This window comes from Kitasatospora sp. NPDC057904, from assembly GCF_042887925.1.
In the GTDB taxonomy this organism is placed as follows: Bacteria; Actinomycetota; Actinomycetes; order Streptomycetales; family Streptomycetaceae; genus Kitasatospora.
Genome location: NZ_JBHVOL010000003.1, coordinates 484,312 through 502,796 on the forward strand (window position 1 = coordinate 484,312; position 18,485 = coordinate 502,796).

At 75.1% G+C, this 18,485-nt stretch carries 16 protein-coding genes; 7 read left to right on the plus strand and 9 right to left on the minus strand.

Annotated features, from left to right (window positions below; translation table 11 throughout):
* The first annotated feature begins 131 nt into the window (after window positions 1–131).
* Complete coding sequence (locus tag ACFVSN_RS10925; RefSeq protein WP_387590195.1) at window positions 132–2,072, plus strand: DUF2398 family protein; 1,941 nt, start codon at window positions 132–134, stop codon at window positions 2,070–2,072.
* 96 nt (window positions 2,073–2,168) lie between these two features.
* On the opposite strand, the gene ACFVSN_RS10930 is transcribed toward ACFVSN_RS10925, so the two are convergent.
* The 4 genes from ACFVSN_RS10930 to ACFVSN_RS10945 all read right to left on the minus strand — a co-directional run bounded on the left by ACFVSN_RS10930 (window position 2,169) and on the right by ACFVSN_RS10945 (window position 5,576).
* A complete protein-coding gene (locus tag ACFVSN_RS10930; RefSeq protein WP_380437877.1) occupies window positions 2,169–2,351 on the minus strand; it encodes a hypothetical protein in 183 nt (60 codons plus the stop codon).
* A gap of 121 nt (window positions 2,352–2,472) precedes the next feature.
* On the minus strand, window positions 2,473–4,131 hold the full coding sequence (locus ACFVSN_RS10935) for a BCCT family transporter (protein ID WP_387954575.1): 1,659 nt from the start codon (window positions 4,129–4,131) through the stop codon (window positions 2,473–2,475).
* 205 nt (window positions 4,132–4,336) lie between these two features.
* Window positions 4,337–4,708, minus strand: a complete 372-nt coding sequence (locus ACFVSN_RS10940; RefSeq protein ID WP_387590198.1) for a MerR family transcriptional regulator — start codon at window positions 4,706–4,708, stop codon at window positions 4,337–4,339.
* Between the two features lie 76 nt (window positions 4,709–4,784).
* On the minus strand, window positions 4,785–5,576 hold the full coding sequence (locus ACFVSN_RS10945; RefSeq protein ID WP_387590201.1) for an alpha/beta fold hydrolase: 792 nt from the start codon (window positions 5,574–5,576) through the stop codon (window positions 4,785–4,787).
* A gap of 180 nt (window positions 5,577–5,756) precedes the next feature.
* On the opposite strand from ACFVSN_RS10945, the gene ACFVSN_RS10950 reads away from it, so the two are divergent.
* Complete coding sequence (locus ACFVSN_RS10950; protein ID WP_387954577.1) at window positions 5,757–6,989, plus strand: sulfite oxidase; 1,233 nt, start codon at window positions 5,757–5,759, stop codon at window positions 6,987–6,989.
* Window positions 6,990–7,001: 12 nt separating this feature from the next.
* Here the strand turns inward: ACFVSN_RS10950 and ACFVSN_RS10955 are convergent, their stop codons facing one another.
* Both ACFVSN_RS10955 and ACFVSN_RS10960 read right to left on the minus strand, forming a co-directional pair.
* A complete protein-coding gene (locus tag ACFVSN_RS10955; protein WP_380437885.1) occupies window positions 7,002–7,709 on the minus strand; it encodes a TetR/AcrR family transcriptional regulator in 708 nt (235 codons plus the stop codon).
* A 141-nt stretch (window positions 7,710–7,850) separates the two neighbouring features.
* Window positions 7,851–8,750, minus strand: a complete 900-nt coding sequence (locus ACFVSN_RS10960; protein ID WP_380437887.1) for an acyl-CoA thioesterase — start codon at window positions 8,748–8,750, stop codon at window positions 7,851–7,853.
* 135 nt (window positions 8,751–8,885) lie between these two features.
* On the opposite strand from ACFVSN_RS10960, the gene ACFVSN_RS10965 reads away from it, so the two are divergent.
* Window positions 8,886–10,277, plus strand: coding sequence for an SWIM zinc finger family protein (locus ACFVSN_RS10965; RefSeq protein WP_380437889.1), 1,392 nt, complete (start codon window positions 8,886–8,888; stop codon window positions 10,275–10,277).
* Window positions 10,274–12,988, plus strand: a complete 2,715-nt coding sequence (locus ACFVSN_RS10970) for a DUF6493 family protein (protein WP_387954580.1) — start codon at window positions 10,274–10,276, stop codon at window positions 12,986–12,988. Before ACFVSN_RS10965 ends, ACFVSN_RS10970 begins: the two co-directional genes overlap by 4 nt.
* Window positions 12,989–13,101: 113 nt before the next feature.
* On the opposite strand, the gene ACFVSN_RS10975 is transcribed toward ACFVSN_RS10970, so the two are convergent.
* The 3 genes from ACFVSN_RS10975 to ACFVSN_RS10985 all read right to left on the minus strand — a co-directional run bounded on the left by ACFVSN_RS10975 (window position 13,102) and on the right by ACFVSN_RS10985 (window position 15,748).
* Window positions 13,102–14,253: an MBL fold metallo-hydrolase gene (locus ACFVSN_RS10975; RefSeq protein WP_380499996.1), complete on the minus strand. Its 1,152-nt coding sequence runs from the start codon at window positions 14,251–14,253 to the stop codon at window positions 13,102–13,104.
* Window positions 14,254–14,676: 423 nt separating this feature from the next.
* Window positions 14,677–15,129: a MaoC family dehydratase gene (locus ACFVSN_RS10980; protein WP_380437893.1), complete on the minus strand. Its 453-nt coding sequence runs from the start codon at window positions 15,127–15,129 to the stop codon at window positions 14,677–14,679.
* Window positions 15,130–15,319: 190 nt separating this feature from the next.
* On the minus strand, window positions 15,320–15,748 hold the full coding sequence (locus ACFVSN_RS10985) for a pyridoxamine 5'-phosphate oxidase family protein (RefSeq protein ID WP_387590213.1): 429 nt from the start codon (window positions 15,746–15,748) through the stop codon (window positions 15,320–15,322).
* A 153-nt stretch (window positions 15,749–15,901) separates the two neighbouring features.
* On the opposite strand from ACFVSN_RS10985, the gene ACFVSN_RS10990 reads away from it, so the two are divergent.
* The 3 genes from ACFVSN_RS10990 to ACFVSN_RS11000 all read left to right on the plus strand — a co-directional run bounded on the left by ACFVSN_RS10990 (window position 15,902) and on the right by ACFVSN_RS11000 (window position 18,461).
* A complete protein-coding gene (locus tag ACFVSN_RS10990) occupies window positions 15,902–16,768 on the plus strand; it encodes a hypothetical protein (protein ID WP_387590215.1) in 867 nt (288 codons plus the stop codon).
* A 137-nt stretch (window positions 16,769–16,905) separates the two neighbouring features.
* Entirely contained in the window at window positions 16,906–17,529 is a 624-nt protein-coding gene (locus ACFVSN_RS10995) for a hypothetical protein (RefSeq protein ID WP_387954582.1), read from the plus strand.
* Complete coding sequence (locus tag ACFVSN_RS11000) at window positions 17,523–18,461, plus strand: hypothetical protein (protein WP_387954584.1); 939 nt, start codon at window positions 17,523–17,525, stop codon at window positions 18,459–18,461. The genes ACFVSN_RS10995 and ACFVSN_RS11000 overlap by 7 nt, the downstream gene beginning before the upstream one ends.
* Window positions 18,462–18,485 lie beyond the last annotated feature (24 nt).

Genomic DNA, 18,485 nt, shown 5'->3' on the forward strand with positions numbered 1-18,485 from the left:
GGCCGGGGTGGCGGTGCCCGCAGGCCGTCGGCGACGTAGCGGAGGGCGGGCGGCCACTTGGCCGGGATGTCCGCCCGGGGCCCGGTTGCTGCCGACGGGTGACCCGGCCACCGTCTAGTCTGGTCCCCGACATGGAGCAGCAGGAGTACGCGGCCTCCGCCACCCGGGTGGCGGACGGCAGGCCGGACGGGCGCACGGGCGGAACGGGGCGGGGGACCACCGACGCCGTCCTCGCCGTACCCGCCCCCGCCGCTGCGTCCGCGACCTCCTGTGCATCCGTCGCGCCGTCCGTCACGGCGTCCGTCCCCGTTCCCGGCAGTAGGTCTGACGATGTGAAGGGGCAGTCCCCGGCGGGGCGGGAGCTGTCGCCGGATCCGGGGCTGCTGCGGCTCGCGCACTGGTTCGCCGCGGCCGGCCCCGGCATCGCCGACGACCTGTGCACCGCGTCCTTCGGCCTCTATCCGGCCCGTCACTTCGGTGTTCCGGCCGACGTGCCGGCCGACGCCGACATTAGCTGGTGGCACGGCCCCACAGCGCACGCCGCCGCCGTGCGCCGCGTCCGCGAGGCCCGCCCGGTGCGCGGCCTGCGCCGCGCCCGCCGGGACGCCGCCGCGCCGCCCGTCGTGCGCTCAGGCGCCAAGGCGGGCAAGCCCGGAAGGCACCGCAAGCCCGAGCGGACCCGGCTGCTGCCCGGCGCGCAGGATCGTTCCGCCCAGGAGCGGGAAACCGAGGGGTGCGCGGTCCAGGCGTGCGGAACGCAGGCGTGCGAAAAGCAGCCGCGTGACGTCCAGCCCCTTGAAGCCCGGGACCGCGATGTCCAGGAGCGTGCTGCCCAGGAGTGTGCCGCCCAGGGGTGTGCTGCCCATGAGCCTGCTGCCCATGAGCGTGAGGCCCGGGATCGCGGCCCCCAGGACCCGCCGCACCCCGACGCTGCCGCCGAACGCCGCATCGCCGCGCGGCTGCTGCTCGCCCACCCCCTCGTCACCGCCTCCGGCCCGCACGCCGACGGCTTCCCGCTGATCCGCCGTCACCGCGACTGGCTCACCGAGCGCTTCGACACCCTGCTCGGCTACCGCCTCGTCGTCGGCCCCTGGCACGCCCGCCTCTACAAGGCCGGCCTCGGCCCCGCCGCCGCCCGCCGCCTCCACGACCCCGGCACCGGCACCCCGTTCACCCCCGCCGGCTACGCCCAGCTCGCCCTCGCGCTCGCCCTGCTCGTCGACGCCCCCGAGCAACTCCCGTACCGGCGGCTGCTCGACGCCATGCGCGCCGCCGCGCCCGACCTGCCCGCCGCGCCCGCCGACCGCGCCATGGCCCTCGCCGCGCTCGCCGGCTGGCAGGTGCTCGACGGACTCCCGGACGACCCGGCCGCCGCCGACCGCTCCTGCGTGCTCACCGTCGACCGCGAACTCGCCCGCGCCGTCCCCGCCGGGCCGCCCGCCCTCGCCGACGGCGCCGCCGACCTCATCCGCCGCGCCGCCGACGCCGAACCCGCCACCGCCGTGCGCCGCCTGCTCGCCGAGACCCCCGCCGTCCTCGCCGCCGACCTCCCCGGCGAACAGCGTGAATGGCTGCGCGACCACCGACTCAGCGGGCCCGCCGCACTCGGCGAATTCCTCGGCCTGGAAGCCGAGTTGAGGGCCGAAGGGGTGGCCCTGCTGGACCCGGCCGACGAACTGACCGACCTCGCCCTGCCCGGTGCCGGCACCCTGCCGCAGGCGGCCCTGCTGCTCGTCGAGCGCCTCGTCGAGGAGGTCCGCCCGCTGCCCGGCGACCCGACCGACGGCGACGTGCCGATCCCCGACGCGCTGATAGACGGCGTCCTCGGCGACATCGCCGACGAGTACGGCCTCCCGGCCGGCTGGCGCCGCGACTACCTCGCCGACCGCACCGCGCTGCGTCGCGACGCCCTCGACCTCCTGCACCGCCTGGGCCTGATCACCCCCGCCCCGCGTGCGACCCGTCCCCCGGCGTGGCTCCTGCGCCCCCCGGCCGCCCGCTACGCCCCCGCGCTGGACCTCTGCCCCTCCCCGGGCACGGGCCGCCACTCCCGCCGCGACGAGGGCGAGTAGGCGCTCCCGAGGCCCTCCCGGGCTGTCCGGCCCGGACATGCGAAAGCACCGCGCCCCTGGGGACGGCGGTGCTGGTGGGTCCGGTGGGGCGGTCGGTTACTTGCCGGCGGTGGCGGTCGTCGTCACGGTGTCGTGCTGGACGGTCTCCACGGTCGCGCCGACGCCGAAGGTGCCGAGGACGATGGAGGCGAGGACGGCGGCGCAGGCGAGCAGGCGGCGGTGGCGCTGGGGGAGCGGGAAGCGCGGTTCCTGGTAGGTCGCCGGAGGGAAGGCGTTCATGTCACGGAGGGTGGCAGGACGGAATGAACGGTCGGTACGCACGGGTTAAGTCCGGACGGGGGTTGGACGTCGGTTGGGGCGGATACGCCCCAACCTGGCTCGGGCGGGGCGTCTTGGCTGGTCAGACGGGTGGTGTGCGGTCGCGGCGGCCCGCGTCGGCGAGGGCCTCGCCGACCGCGACGCGGACCGCGTCCCGCAGTCCGTGCGCCGGGTGGAACCGGGACGGCCCGGCGGCCGGGTCCTCCCGCAGCTCCTTCACGAGGGACACGCAGAGCAGCAGCATCACGACGACGAACGGCAGTGCGACGAGGATCGTCGCGTTCTGCAGGGCGGTGAGCCCGCCCGCGAGCAGCAGCGCGGCGGCGACCCCGCCCATGAGCACGCCCCACACCACGACGAGCCACGTGCGCGGGTGCAGCGAGCCCCGGCTGGACAGCGAGCCGAGGACGAGCGAGGCGGAGTCGGCGCTGGTGATGAAGAAGGTCATCACGAGCACCACCGCGACGACGCTGGTCACCGACCCGAGCGGCAGCGAGCGCAGCATCTCGAACAGGGAGGCCTCGGCGCCCTGCGGGATCGTGGCGACGAGGTCGGCGGTGCGGGTGGTGACCAGCCGGATCGCGGTGCCGCCCATCACGCAGAACCAGACGACGGTGGCCCCGCTGGGCACCAGCAGCACGCCGAGCAGGAACTGGCGGATGGTCCGGCCGCGCGAGATGCGGGCGATGAAGGTGCCGACGAACGGCGCCCAGGACAGCCACCAGGCCCAGTAGAAGATCGTCCAGGAGCCGAGCCAGCTCTCGTCGGTGAAGGCGCCGGTCTGGGTGGACATCGCGAGCAGGTCGGACAGGTACCCGCCGACGGTGGACGGGACGGCGTCCAGGACGAACACCGAGGGCCCGAACACGAACACGAAGAGCATGATCAGCGAGGCGAGCACGACGTTCGCGGTGGAGAGCCACTTGACGCCCTTGTGGACGCCGGAGAACGCGGACAGCACGAAGGCGGCGGTCAGCGAGCCGATGATGACCATCTGGGCGTTCTGGGTGTTGCGGACGGACGAGATGTAGCCGAGCCCGTCGGCCACCTGGAGGGCGCCGAGGCCGAGGCTGGTCGCCGAGCCGAAGACGGTGGCGAACACGGCGAGCAGGTCGATCGCCCGCCCCGGCCAGCCGTCCGCGCCGCGCTGCCCGATCAGCGGGACGAAGGCCGAGGAGATCCGGTTGCCCCGGCCCTTGCGGAAGGTGGTGTAGGCGAGCGCGAGGCCGCCGACGGCGTAGATCGCCCACGGGTGCAGGGTCCAGTGGAACAGCGAGAACTCCATGGCCTGCTGGGCCGCGGCGGCGCTCTGCGGTTCGAGGCCGGAGCCGGGCTGCGGGGCGGCGAACAACTGCAGCGGCTCGCCGACGCCGTAGAACATGAGGCCGATGCCCATGCCGGCGCTGAACATCATCGCGACCCACGCGAGGGTGGAGAACTCGGGCTCGTCGTCGTCGCGGCCGAGCCGGATGCGGCCGAAGCGGCTGAAGGCCAGCAGGACGGTGAGGGCGAGGAACACGTCGGCGGCGACGACGAACAGCCAGCCGAAGTTGTGCAGGACCCAGCCCAGCGCCGTCTTCGAGGTCCGGCCGAGGGAGTCCTCGGCGAAGATGCCCCAGGCGACCACCGCCAGGACCAGGACGGCGCCGACCCCGAACACCACCCGGTCGACGGGGAGGGTCGCGGCGGGTTCGTCCGGACCCTTGAGGCGGGGCTCGGACTGCGGCGGCTGGGTGCTCATCGGGCGTACCTCTCGTACCTCGCGGGGCGGACCGGGGCGGCGGCGATATGACGGGGATTCGGCTGCATATCGCACTATGTCCAGTTCGCACCGCGAGGGCGGGGAGGGCGCGCCGGGGAGGCGGCGGGAGGGGACTTACGTCCCGTCACGGCCGCTCGCCGGTGACGGTCAGGCTCCGTACTCGTGCGTCGGGGGCACGCGGTGGTCAGGCCGCGTACTCGTGCGTCGGGGCGTGCGCGGTGGTCAGGTAGCGGGCGAGGGCCTGGCGGCTTCGGGTCAGCTCGTCGATGCGCGAGTCGATGTCGGCGAGTTCGCCGCGCAGCGTGGCGAGCAGGTCCGGGCAGGCCTCCAGGGCCGGGATCGGGCCGGTGGCGCAGGGGAGGATCTCGGCGATGACGCGGGTGGACAGGCCGGCCGCGAGCAGGCTGCGGATCTGCCGGACCCGGACGGTGTCGGCCTCGGCGTACTCGCGGTAGCCGGCGGCCGAGCGGGCCGGTTCGAGCAGACCCTGCTCCTCGTAGTAGCGGAGCAGGCGGCTGGACACCCCGGTCAGGCGGGAGACTTCTCCGATGCGCATGACCGGGCGAACGTCCCGTCGACGGGCGGTGTTCCCCGCCGTTGCCCGCTGTTCCCCGAGGGCTCGGCGCCAGGCCTCAGACGGCTGTGGCGTCCAGTTCCTTGAGGAAGTCGAGCACCACGGAACGCAGTTCGGACAGCCGCTCGACCACGGGGAGGTGGCCGGAGGCGATTTCGGCGAGGCGGGCGCCGGGGATGCCGTCGGCCAGGAGTCGGTGCTGGCCGGGCGGCACGAGCTGGTCCTCGGTGGTGCTGACGACGAGGGTCGGCACGGCTATCGCGGCGAGCTCGGCGCGCACGTCGGCCCGGCCCGCCAGCCGGAACTGCTGCCGGAAGCCCGCCGGGACGGGCGAGTCGAGCGACTCCCGCAGGAACGCGAGGTCGTCGGGGGAGAGCGCGTCGATCCACGTCCCGCCGAGTACGACGGTGAGCATCAGGCAGGTCAGGTCGGCCGGGCGGTCGGCGAGGTCGATGGCGAGGTCGGCCAGCAGTCGCAGCCGCGCCGAGCCGCCGGCCACGCCCGCGAGGAGCAGCAGCGAGCGGACCCGCCCGGGGTGGCGGGTGGCGGCCCGGACGGCGACGGCGGCGCCGAGCGAGTAGCCGGCCAGGTCGAAGGTGTCGAGGCCCTCCTCGTGGGCGGTCGCCACGAGCCGGTCGGCGAGGTCGTCGAGGGTGGGCTCGCCGGGCTCGTAGGGGGTGTCGCCGGAGCCGGGGTAGTCGGGGGCGACGACGGTGCGGTGGGCGGCGAGGCCGGCCAGTAGCGGGCCCCAGTTGTCCCGGGCGCTGCCGCCGGCGCCGTGGGCGAGCAGCAGGCCGGGGCCGGTGCCGCGGACGATCCGGGCGAGCGGGGGGAAGGGGGTGGACGCCATCGTGGGTGCTCCTGTCCGTGGGTGCGGGGCGCGGCTCGTCCGTACGGTAGGTGTTCACACCGGTGAGAAGGTCAAGCCCCCCCGGCCGTCTTACGGGGGGCCGGTGCGCGGCCGTACCATCCGGAGCGTGACGGAACGGTGGCGCACAGTGCCTTCCGTTCGGAGGGAAGGAGTCCGCCCATGGCCGATGACGTCCATGCGCCCGCCCACGCACCAGCCGAGGTGTCCGTTCGGGAATCCGTTCGTGAGTCCGCCCCTGAGTCCGTTCACGTGCCCGGGATCGTCAAGCCGCTGCCCGCGGCGTGGTTCGTGGCGCACGACACCAACGCCGAGATGCGCTGGGACGCGCTGCGCGGCGCGGACGGCCGCGCGGCGATCGGCCGGCACGTCCCGGTGGAACGGTTCTTCGTCCGCAACCACACCCGCACCCCGCTGATCGACCCCGGCACGTGGCGGCTGCGGCTGTTCGGCACCGGTCTGCGCGGCTCCCCGTCCGCCGACCAGCCGGTCGAGTTCTCCCTCGACGACCTCCGGGCCCTGCCCAGCAGCCGGATCAGCGCCCTGATCGAGTGCGCCGGGAACGGCCGCAGCTACTACGCGAGCCGCCAGCACCAGCGCGTCCCGGGCACGCCCTGGGCGCTCGGCGGTGTCGGCTCCGCGAGCTGGTACGGCGTCCGGCTCGCGGACGTGCTGCGCGAGGCCGGGCTGGGCCCCGGCGCGGTCGACCTGCTGCCGGCCGGCCTCGACCCGCACTACGTCCGCGACGGCGTCGACCACGGCCCGGTGCGCCGCCCGCTGCCGCTCGCCAAGGCGCTGGACGACGTGCTGCTCGCCTACGGGATGAACGGCGAACCGCTGACGCCCGACCACGGCGCGCCGGCCCGACTGGTGGTGCCGGGCTGGGTGGGCATCGCCTCGATCAAGTGGCTCGGCTCGATCGAGGTCGCCGACCGGCCGCTGTCCTCGCCCTGGAACACCGACTTCTACCGGATGTTCGGCCCCGGCCACCCGCCCGGCGGCGGCGCCCCGTTGAGCCGGCAGGTGCCGAAGTGCGCCTTCGAGCTCGCCGAGGGCGCCGTGCTGGCGGCCGGGCGCACCCACCGGCTGCACGGCCGCTCGTGGTCCGGCGGGGCCGCGGTGCTCCGGGTGGAGGTGAGCGACGACGGCGGCCGGACGTGGCGGCGGGCCGAGCTGCACGACGAGCCGCGCGCCCGCGACTGGACGCGCTGGAGCATCGCCTGGCGCCCCGCGGGGCCCGGCCGCCACGAGCTGCTCGCCCGGGCGACGGACCGCCGGGGCGGCACGCAGCCGCGGTCGGCGGAGTTCAACCGGGAGGGCTACCTGTTCGGTGCGGTGGTGGCCCACCCGGTGACGGTGGTCGCGGGACCGGCACCCGGCGGGGGCCGGGTCTAGGCGGGGCCCGGTCTAGGCGGTGGTCGGGACCGGCGCGGTCTGGACCGCGGTGGCCGGTACAGCAGTGGTCTGGACCACGGTCTGGACCTCGTAGGGCGCCGGGTAGGGCGTCTCGTACGGGGTCAGGACCAGCCGCACCACGTCCTCCAGGCGCCGCCTGGCGTCCCCGAGCGTCGTGCGGCCGGTCACCCACGCGGTCAGCTCGCCCTGCCAGGCGTGGCCCACGATGTGCCGCACGAGGTCGCTCGCGGCGCCCGGCACCTCGCCCATCAGCGCCTGGAGCGCGGCGCTGTCGGCCCGGGCCATGCCCTGCAGCGCCTCGCTGGCGAAGGGGTCGGTGGACGCGGCGACGGCCACCCGCAGCCGCGCCAGCTCGGGCTGCCGCTGGTAGGCGCGCATCCCGCCGCGGACGAACCGCACCGCCCGGTCCGTGGCCCCCAGCCCGGCGCGTGGCCCGCGCAGCTCGGCCACCAGGTCGGCCAGCAGCAGGCGGTGCCACTCGGCGATCGCCGCCGCCAGGAGGTGGTCCTTGGAGGAGAAGTAGCGGTACGCCGTCCCCAGGGCGACTCCGGACCGCTCGCAGACCTGCTTCATCTGCAGCCGCTCGACGCCGATCTCGTTCACCAGGGCGAGCGCCGCCGCGATCAGGCTTTCGCGGCGTTCGAGCTGACGCGGAGACATCGCCTCCACCGGCCGTGGTGACAGGTCAACCTTGGTCACCCGCACCATGATACGGGCCGGGGCCGCTCAGGAGTATGACGCCGACCGGCCCCCTTCCGTTCGCCGGGCGGTCACCGCCGTGCCGGGGAGGCCCGGGACGGCGCTGAGCAGGGCGGCGCCGGCCGCCGGGCCCGGCCCGGATCAGCGCCGTTCCCGGATCAGCGCCTCCTGCACGGCCGAGGCGACGAGCCGCCCGTCCCGGTCGTAGAACTCGCCGAGCGACAGCCCCCGGCCGTCCGAGGAGGACGGGCTGCGCTGGGCGAACAGCAGCCACTCGTCGGCCCGGAACGGGCGGTGGAACCACATCGCGTGGTCCAGCGAGGCCATCAGCAGCCGGGGCGGCTCGATGCGCCGGAAGAAGTTCGGCTGCACGTGCAGTCCGGCGGTGGACGCGAGGGTGAGGTCGGACAGGTAGGTGAGCGCGCACGTGTGCAGGAGCGGGTCGCCGTCCGGCAGCGGGGAGCCGGTGCGCAACCAGACGAACTGCTGCGGCATCCCCGGGACGGCCTCCGGCAGGCCGGGCGCGTCGTCCGGGACGAAGCGCAGTTCGAGCTCGCGGAAGCCCTCGGTGCGGGCGAGGGCCTCGCGGGCGGCCGGCTCCCAGAGCGAGAACGCGTCCGGCAGCCCGTCGGGGCCGGGCACCGGGGGCATCGGGCGGTGGCGCTCGGCGGCCGGCTCGGGGCGCTTGAAGGACGCGGAGAGCGTGAAGATCGCGTTCCCGTTCTGCACCGCCGTGACGCGGCGGGTGGTGTAGGACATGCCGTCGCGGATCCGGTCGACCTCGTAGTCGATCGGCTCGGTCGGGTCGCCGGGCAGCAGGAAGTAGCTGTGCAGCGAGTGCACGGCGCGTTCGCCGTCGCAGGTGCGCCCGGCGGCGGTCAGCGCCTGCGCGGCGACCTGTCCGCCGAACGCGCGCATCGGCGCCCCGGCGTGGCAGCGGCCCCGGAACGTGTTCTCGTCCAGCCGCTCGATCTCCAGCAGCGAGGCGAAGGAGCCGGCCGGGGCGTCGGCTCGTCTCGCCTGTTCGGTCAGGTCGGTCACGGGCCCATAGTGGCAGATGCCAACCGGTGGCGGTGTGACGTGGGTAACCATCGAGGGGGCGAAAGAGATGTAGAACCTGTTTCAGTCGCGCTCGCGGGTGAGGAATTGTCAGTGCCCTCACCTAGCGTGCTCGGCATGACGCAATCCGCACACGCGTACGCCTATCTGCGCCCCTCCGCCGTGCTCGATCCGGACGCCGCGGGTGCCGGCCGGCGACTCGACCTGGCCACCTCGGGCGGGGCCACGCCGCTCGGCGCGGCGGCCAACCCGCGGTTCTTCACGGGCTTCCTCGCCGACCCGGCGCCGGCCGCCGCCGCGCTGCTCGCCGTCGCGGACGTCGCCGCCGCCCGCTACTACCAGCCGCAGCTGCGCGCCTCGCTCGACCCGGTGGTCACCGCCAACGGGGACCGGCTGCGCTTCGAGTCCTTCTCCGGCTGCTGCGGCGTCTACGCCCGGCTCGACGTGCTGGAGGCCGGACTCGACGGCGACGACATCGGCCACGGCACCACCAACGTGGACGTCAACAACCCGCTGCGCGAGGCCCTGACCCGGATCGGCCCGGCCGAGCCGCTGCACCTCGCGGTCGGGCCGGACGCGCTGGAGGTCACCACCTTCGACGGGCCGGTGGTGGAGAAGAAGGTGCCGCTGCCCGAGCGCTGGCTGCGCGGCTTCGCCGAGACGCAGGTCACCGCTGCCGGCTTCGACCTGCGGGCCGAGCTGCCCGCCGCCGAGGCGGTCCGCTTCCTGCGCTCGCTGCCGCGCGGCGGGGGCGGCGGGCGCGGCGGCGTCGGGTGGGTCGTGCCGGCCGGGCGCACCCTGCGGCCGACCACCCGTCCGGTGCCCGGCGCGGTCTGCCTGCCCGGTCCCGAGCGGCTGGTCGCGCTCCAGCGGGTGCTGCGGCACGCGCTCGCGCTTCGGGTGTACGGGCCGGTGGCCGGTGCGGCCCTGGCCGGCCCGGCGGCCTCCGCGTGGGAGGTCGTGCTGCCGGGCATGCGGCTGACGCTGACGCTCTCCCCGGACGCCTCGCGCGGGTTCTCCGGCGAGGGCGGCGTGCTCGGGGCCCTGGCCACCGGCACCGTCGAGCGGGACGCCGAGCTCGTCTCCGTCCTGCTCGCGTGGGAGCCGCGGATCGAGGTCGCCGACCTGGCCGAGCAGTCCGGGCTCACCGCGGAGCGGGTGCGGGCCGCGCTCACCAGGCTGGGCACCGCCGGGCAGATCGGCTACGACACCGCCGAGGCCGCCTACTTCCACCGGCAGCTCCCGTACGACGCCGGGCGGGCCGAGGCGGCGAACCCGCGGCTGCGGGCCGCGCGGGCGCTCGTCGCGGCGGGCGCGGTGCGGCTGGAGGAGGGCGGTGCGACGGCCGTCGTCACGGTGGACGACCATGTCCAGCGGGTGCGGACGGACGAAGCGGGCCGGGTGAGCTGCACCTGCCTGTGGTGGGCCAAGTACCGCGGCGGGCGCGGGCCGTGCAAGCACGCGCTCGCGGTGGGGATCGTACGGGACGGCAAGGAGGCCGGGGCGTGAACGCGGTGGCATCGGCGGACGCGGCCGTGGCGATGGCGGACGGGGTCGGCGAGCTGCTCGCGGCCGTCCGGAGCGGTGCGGTGCGGGCGGTGCCCGGCCTGCTCGCCGCGCTGGACCCGGCGCAGCGGCGGGCCTGCGTGCCCGGGCTGAAGGAGCAGCGCCGGGAGATCCGCGGCGAGTGGTCGAACCTCGCGAACGCGCGGGCCGCCGCCCTGCTGGTCGCCGGGGCCGGCTGCCACGCGGGTCCGGCCGGGGCGGCCACCTGGATCGGCGGGCGGGACTTCGGCGGGCGCAGCGGCACGCTGCCCCGGGAGCTGGCCGTGGTCGTCGCGGCGCAGCCGGTGGAGTGGCAGGTCGAGGTGGCCGCGCGGCTGGCCGAGCGGGCGGTGCCGGGCTGGGGCTGGTCGCTCCACCCGGTGGTCGAGGCCGTGGTGCGGCGCACCGGGTGCGCGGTGCCGCAGAGCGAGCCGTTCGTGCGGGAGTGGCTGAACGGGCAGATCGGCCGCACCGGCGCGCGCCCGACGCTCGCGCAGCAGCTGCGCGCCGACGCCTTCACCCCGGTGCTGATACCGAGGGTCTTCGAACTCGACGACGTCGGGCAGTTGTTGTCCTGGTCGCTCAGCAACCGGCCAGGGGACGTGTTCACGGAGGCCGTCGCGGAGCTCGCCTCCTCCGGGGTGCTGGAGCGCGGCGAGGTGCTCGACCGCTGCCTGGCCCGGCTGCTGCGCGGCGGGCGGCCCGCCGACCAGCGGCTCTTCGCCGACGTGCTGCGCGCCCTCGCGCCGACGCCCGAGGAGTTCGCGGCCCGCGCACGGGACTTGGTGGCGATGCTGGACGGCCTGGCGGTCATCGCCGGGTACGCGCAGGAGGAGCTGGCCGGGCTGGACGAGGCCGGGCTGGTCGAGCCCGAACTGCTGGGCGAGGCCTCGGCGGTGGTGCTGTTCCGGGCCGAGAAGAAGCTGGTGCGCGCGCAGTTGGGGTGGCTGGACAAGGCGGCCCGGCGCTCGCCGGAGCGGGCGGGCGCGGTGGTGCTCGCCGCGGCCGGGGTGTTCGGGCACCCGGACGCGGGCGTCCAGGAGCGGGCGTTGAACGTGGTGGCTCGTCATCTCAAGGCGGCCGGGAGCGCGGTGCTGCCCGAACTCCTCTTCGCCGCAGAGGGGTTGAACCCCGTCCACCATCCGCGGGCGGGCGAGCTGTTCGGCGCACCGGTCGGCGGGGACGACCCGGACACCGGGTGGAACGAGCTGCTGCCGCCCGTTCCCGAGCCGCTGCCGCTCGGGGCGCCGATCGCCTCGGCGGCGGAGGTCGCGGAGGAGCTGTCCGCGTTGCTCGCGTCCTCGGCGCCGGAGGTCGCGGTGTTCGAGCGCGTCCTGGACGGGCTCGTGCGGCACGCCTGCGAGGACCGGGCCGCGCTCGTCGAGGCGCTGGGGCCGGTCCTTCGGGTGCACGAGTGGAACGACGTCGGGCGTTGGCAGGACTGCGGCCCCGGGGGCGTCCTCTACGTCGCGACGGCGGCGGCCGGCCGGACGCCGCCGCACCGGCTCCGGGACTTCCTCGGCGGCAAGGGCCGCTCCCCGCTGCGCGGCGACTACACGACGCTGCACGGCCGGGTGCTCGCTGCCCGACTGGAGGAGGCGGCGTGGCAGGTGACGGCGAACCGCCCGCCGTACCTGCTGGCCACGCCCACCGACGCGACCGGAGCGCTGGACGCGGCGGTGCTGGTCGAGCGGCTGGCCGGGTACGCGGCGGCGGGCGTCACGCCGGGCCAGGCGGACCTGTGCTCGGCGCTGCTGCGGGTCGGGCCGGCCGACGCCGGCGTGCTCCGCGCGGCGGAGGCGGTGCCCACGCCCGCCGGGCGGTGGGTGGCTCAGTGGCTGCGCGGCGGCGGCCTGCCCGCCCAGCCGTCGGAGCGGGTGGTCTTCGCGCCCGGCCGGGGCGCGCGGAGTTCGCACCTCTACGGCGAGCGCTGGTGGGAGGACCTGCACCGGGTCGCCGTCGCCCAGCCGGGCCTCGGCGCCGGGCCCGAGGGACCGGCGGGTGAGCGGCTCGCGGGCGACTTCCGGGCGCTGCTGGACGGCACCGAGCCGAGCGTGGCGCGGGTCCGGGCGCAGCGGCACTGGCTGTGGATGCCGACGGCGCACTGGGCGGCGATGCTGCCGTGGCACCGCGAGGAGCTGGCGGCCCGCTGGCTCGACTGGTTCGCCGCGGCGGCCGACTTCGACGAGCGCGGGGCGGGGCCGCTGCTGCCCGTGCTCGCCGAGGCCGGCGGGCGGGCGGGGCTCGCGCTGCACCTGGTCCTCGGGTACGGGCTCGGTGCCCGGCACGCCGAGGACCGGACGGCGGCCGTCGACGCGCTGCTCGTGCTGGCCGCCCGCGGCGACCTCGACGGCGCGCTCCTCGGGCGGGAGCTGGGCGCACTGGTCGAGTGCGGTGTGGTGAAGCCCACCCGGCTCGCCTCGGCGCTGGGCCTCGCGGCCGGGACGGGGGCGTACGCGACGGTGTGGTCGGTGCTCGGCGCCGCGCTGCCGGTCCTGTTGGCGGGGGACCAGAGCGTGCGTGGCCTCGGGGACCTCGTCGCGCTGGCCGCCGACTGCGCCCGCCGGACGGGGACGCGCGGTGTGATCGCCGAGGTGACGGGCACGGCGGCGAAGGGCGGCTCTGGCCGGGTGGTGAAGGAGGCCCGGGCCCTGCGGGACGTCCTGGGGGAGTAGGACGTAGGGAGCAGGGCGTGGGGGGCGGGCGGACGTCGGGGGGAGCGGCGACGGGCGACGGGTGACAGACGACAGAAGACAGCTGACAGAAGACAGATAACAGATAACAGATTTCAGCGAACAGATTTTGAAATCTGTTCGCTGAAACCCGTCTCCCGGACCACCACCGGGTCGACGCTCCCGCGCGCCGCCGCCGCGACCGCCCGCCACCACAGCCGCAGGGCCGGCGGATTCACCGGTTCGAACGGCTTGCCCGGTCGGGGCACCGCGAGGTGGGCGCCGAGCGCGTGGGCGGCCGTGACCACCCGCTCGGCCGGCTCCTCCCACGGGTGCAGCGCGAGGTTGAAGGTGCACCAGTGGATCGGCAGCAGCAGTTCGCCGCCCAGGTCCAGGTGCGCCCGCACGCCCTCCTCGGGCGTCATGTGGACCTCGGGCCAGAAGTCGCTGTACGCGCCGACCTGCATCATCGTCGCGTCGAACGGCCCGAGCCGGCGCCCGATCTCGGCGAAGCCGGGGAAGTAGCCGGTGTCCCCGCTGTGGAAGATCCGGTGCCCGCCGCCGGCCACCACCCAGGACGCCCACAGGAACAGCGCGCTCGTGCGCGGTCCCCGGCTGCAGTAGTGCCGGGCGGGCGTGGCCGTCAGCGTCAGCCCGGCGACCTCGGCCGACTCCCACCAGTCCAGCTCGACGATCCGCGCAGTCGGCACCCCCCAGTGCTCCAGGTGCGCACCGACCCCGAGCGGCACCGCGAACACCGCGCCCGTCCCGTTGAGCGCGCGGACGGTCGCCATGTCGAGGTGGTCGTAGTGGTCGTGCGAGACCACGACCACGTCCACCGGCCCGAGTTCGGCGAGCGGCAGCGGCACCGGGTGCAGCCGCTTGGGGCCCGTCCAGGCGAACGGCGAGCAGCGCTCGCCCCACACCGGGTCGAGCAGCACCCGGCGTCCGCCGATCTCGGCGAGGACGGTCGCGTGCCCGAGCCAGGTGAGCCGCAGCCCGGACTCCGGCGGCTCGGCGAGGTCGGAGGGCAGGAGCCGGTGCACCGGTACGGCGGCGGCGGGCGCCCGGCGGGTCTTGTCGCCGGACAGCTGGGCGAGGGTGATCTCCAGCGGGCTGCGCTCGTACACCAGCCGGCGGGTGGGCAGCGGGTTGCGGAAGGAGCCGTCGGCGAACTGCGGGGAGCGGTGGATGCGGGCCAGTCGTTCGCCGCGCGGGTCGGCCCCGAAGGCCTCGGCCCGCACGCGGTGCCAGGCCGCGCGGGGCAGTTGGGCGAGGCCGGGTCCCGGGCTGGATCCCGGGCTGGATCCCGGGCCGCGGGCCGGGCGTGCGGGCGGAGGAGCGAGCTGGGAGGTCAGACCGGCGAGGCGGGAGAACCACGGGGCAGGGCGGGGCACGGCTCCTCCAGGGACGGTCACGGCTACCGGGCATGCCGGGGGGCGCACCACGGGGCGGGCCGGGTGCGGCCCCCACGCGGTGCGACAACCATCTCGTCGGAGATTACGCCCCGTGAGCCGTCCGGACCCGGTGGAGACGTCCGTGCGGGCCAATCGGAGTACGGACCAGTCGGAGCACGGGCCGATAGGAGTGCGGGCCGATCGGAGCACGGGCCGATAGGAGTGCGAGCCGATCGGCGTACAGGCCAATTGGAGTGCGGGCCCGCCGCTGCGGGCGGGCCCCCGGGCGGCGGGTCAGGCGTAGAAGCGGGTGATCGTCTCCGCGACGCAGTGCGGCTTGGCGCTCTCCGCGCTGGTGATGGTGAAGCGCACGACCGCCTGGACCCCGCCCGGCACCTCGGTGGCCGAGACGAGCTCGGCGGTGGCCCGGATCGCGGTGCCCACCGGCACGGGCGCCGGGAAGCGCACCTTCTCCGACCCGTAGTTGAGCGCCATCCGCACCCCCTCGACGCTGTAGCACTCCTTGGCGAGCACCGGGATCATCGACTGCGTCAGGTACCCGTGCGCGATCGTCGAGCCGAACCGGCTCTCCTTGGCCCGCTGCGGGTCCACATGGATCCACTGGTGGTCGCCGGTCGCCTCGGCGAACAGGTCGATCTGCCGCTGCTCGATCGTGTGCCACTGGCTGGTGCCCAGCTCGGTGCCGACGGCGGAGGTGAGGTCGGCGAGGGAGGCGAAGCTCGTCACGGTCGCTCCTGGAGGGGGACGGGCCGCAGCCCGGTGATCAGGACGTCGGCAGGGTATGCCTACTCCCGGGTACCTGTCAGGAGCGGGCCCCGCACCTCATCGAGGGTGGACGCGGAACTCCCAGGTCAGCGCCTCAGGACCGCAGCACCCCTCAGGACCCGCAGTACTCGTCGAGACCCGCGGCACCCCCTCAGGGCCAGAGCACCCCGTGTCCGGCCGGGAGCAGCCGGCGCCCGCTCACCAGTTCCGGCACCAGCGCGAAGTACGTCGGCTCCGGGTCCCCCACCCACGGCCGCAGCCCGGAGCGCAGCGCCCGCCGTACCTGCTCGGGGTCGCCGACCGCGTTGGCCCGCCCGTGCACGAGCACGCTCCATCCGGTGCGGGTGACCGGGTCCAGGAGGTCCGCCTGGAAAGCCACCACGGTGCCGTCGAGCCCGCGCGCGGTCGCACTCCCCCGGCGCACGGCGAGCAGCAACCGCCCGTCCACGACCTCGAAGGAGACCGGCAGGACGGCGGGCAGCGCGTGCTCGGTGTACACCACGCGCCCGACGGGCACGGTGCTGAGCAGCCGCAGGCACTCGGTCTCGCTCAGGGTCTCCACACGGTCGTCGGGCTCCATGCGTCCGATCGTCCTCCGGCCGCCGCACGGGCCGATAGGGCCCATGGTCCCGGAGCGAAGGGGCCGGGAGCCCCGTCGGCGGCGGCCGGGGGCGGTAGCCTGCCCGGCGGGCGGCCCCGGGTGCGCCGGGGCCGGCGAGGAGGGGGTGTGCTGATGGCCGGTGGGGTCGATCTGGTGGTGATCGGGGCGGACGGCGGCCCCGACAAGGCTTTCGGCGGGTCGGCGCACGCGCCGGACGGCGCCCGCCTGCTCGCCGGGGAACTGCCCGGGATGTGCTTCGACACCGGCGCGGGGGGCTGCCGGGTCACCGCCGTCGCGCCGGACGCGGACGCCAACGCGATGCTCACCGCCGTCCGTTCGGCGGCCCAGCACCCCGGTCGCTGGCTGGTGGTCTGCCTGCTCGGCCAGCTGGTCGCCGACCCGCGCGGGCGCCGGCTCGCCCTGGTCACGGCCGGCAGCACCGCCGGCAACGCCTACCGCCGCGGCCTCGCCTGGGACTGGGTGGTCAGCGCCATGGTGCACGGCGACCAGGAGGAGACGCTGCTGCTCGTCGACGCCGTCGCCGACCGGGACACCTGGGCGGCGCTCGAACGCGGTGCCGACACCCGTTCCGGCCAGGAGGGCGCGGGCGAACTGCTGAGCTACTCGCGCGTCCCGCTCTGGGGCCGGATCGGTCGTTACCTCCCCGGTAGACGCGGCCGGGACGCCGTGCTGCCGGGCGGTGAGGGATCGTTCAGCCACGCCCTCACCACCGTGCTGCGCCAGGGCCTGCCGGGTGCGCCGGCCGCCGTCGGGCCGCTGGACCTCCAGCCCGCCGTCGCCGCGGTCGTGGACCGCGCGGAACCGGCCGGAAGTTCGGGTGCGCCGGGCGCGCGCCTGCTCGTTCCGCCGCAGGGCGGGCGCCTCTTGATGCGCAATCGGGCGGCGGTGCGGGGCGCATTGGCCGGATTGTCGCTTTCCGAAGAACTGTTGGCCGTCCTGTGGCGCGAAAGTGCCCCGACGGATCCGCCTTCCGCGTAAGGTCAGGGGGCCCGAGGTGTTGCCGTGATGGGGTGGGTTGGCGAAGAATCGATGCCCCGCGGAAACATCGGTGGGACGGCGGAATTCTTCCGGCGGCCACGGACTTCGGTCGGGTTCGGTCGCGATGAGGTGGGGCGATGCGGCAGCGCGGAAATGTGTTGCGCCCTGGGGCGGTTGGGGTCGGTGGGGTGGTTCTGGCGATGCTGCTGGGCGCGTGCGCGAGCGGTGGGCCGGGCGGTTCCGTCGATCGTCTCGGGACGGGTGCGCCGAGCGTCGCGCAAGTGAACCCGCTAACTCCTTCGGGTGGTTCCATAAACGCCACGATCGCGCCGACCACCGGTCCGGAAGGTGCCGCGGGCCGACTGGCCGTGAACACCTATCAGGACTGGTGGCGGGCCCAGACCGAGGCATTCGGGCGCACGGATTCGGACGGAATCGCTCTGGAGACGTACTCCTCCGGACAGGCGCTCGCCGATACGCTCGTCGGACTGCGTCAACTCCACGACGCCAAACTGGTGATGACCGGGGCGCCGCGCAATTCCGCCGTCGTGACGGCGGTCGACCTGAACGCCGATCCGCACACCGCGGTGATCGAGGACTGCCTCGACGTGTCGCAGTGGAACCGGGTCGACGCCACCACGAAGGCCGCGCGGGAACCGGTGGGGCGGGTCGACCGCTACGTGGCGAAGGCGTCCCTGCGCTGGTTCCAAGCACGCTGGCTGATCTACGACTTCAAGCGGGAGGCGGACCGGACATGCTGAACACCAGGAATACCGCTCGGCGATTCGCACCCCTCGCGCCGGTGTCGGCGGCCCTGCTGCTGATGTCGGCGGCCGTTCCGGCGATCGCGGACGAAACACCGGGCGGCAGCGCGCAGCAATGCGCCCCGAACGTGATCTGCGGTGAGGTCCACGGTGGGGGAGGCACGTCCACGGGCGGCGGAAACGGAGGCGGTGGCGGGGGCGGGGGCGGCAACAGCGGCGGCCCGCTGCTGTGCAGTTACCACGGGCAGGAATGGCCGTGCCACGACCCCGAGATGGGCTGGTTCAGCAACAGCGACGGCTGCTACTACACCACCGTCGACAAGCCAGCCGACGACCCCGCGTGGGAGGGGCACAAACCGTCCGAGGGTTCGTTGTACCTGCCGTCGTGCCCGCAGGCCGGGGGAGGCTTCTCCCCGGGCAAGATCCAGTTCAGCGCCACCGCGCCCTCCGCACCGCCGCCGGACCCGCGGGCGATCGCGATGAAGATCGTGGGCCGGATGCCCTTCCCGGCCCCCGCGCCCGCCGCCGCGCCACTCGGCACGGCGGTGGTGAAGTCACCGGTCTGGCTCTGGCTGAACGGCCGCCAGGCGCCGGAGCCCATCTCCCTGCCGCTCCAGGGCATCACCGTCACCGTCACGCCCAGGCTGAAGAACGTGGTCTGGACCTTCAACGACAAGTACTCGCTGACCTGCGACAAGCCCGGGACGCCGTACGACCCCGGCTACGGCGCCGCCAAGTCCCCCGACTGCGGCTTCGAGTTCCCGACCGGCTCGGCCCGTGAGCCCGGCGGCGCGTTCACCGTGTCCGCCACGGCGAACTGGGTGGGCGAGGTCACCGTCACGGGCCTGAACACCAAGGTCGACCCGATCCCCATGCCGCAGAGCGCCACCTTCCAGCTCAAGGTCGCCGAGGTGCAGGTCCTCAACTGACCTGCTCCGCCGACGACCGACGAC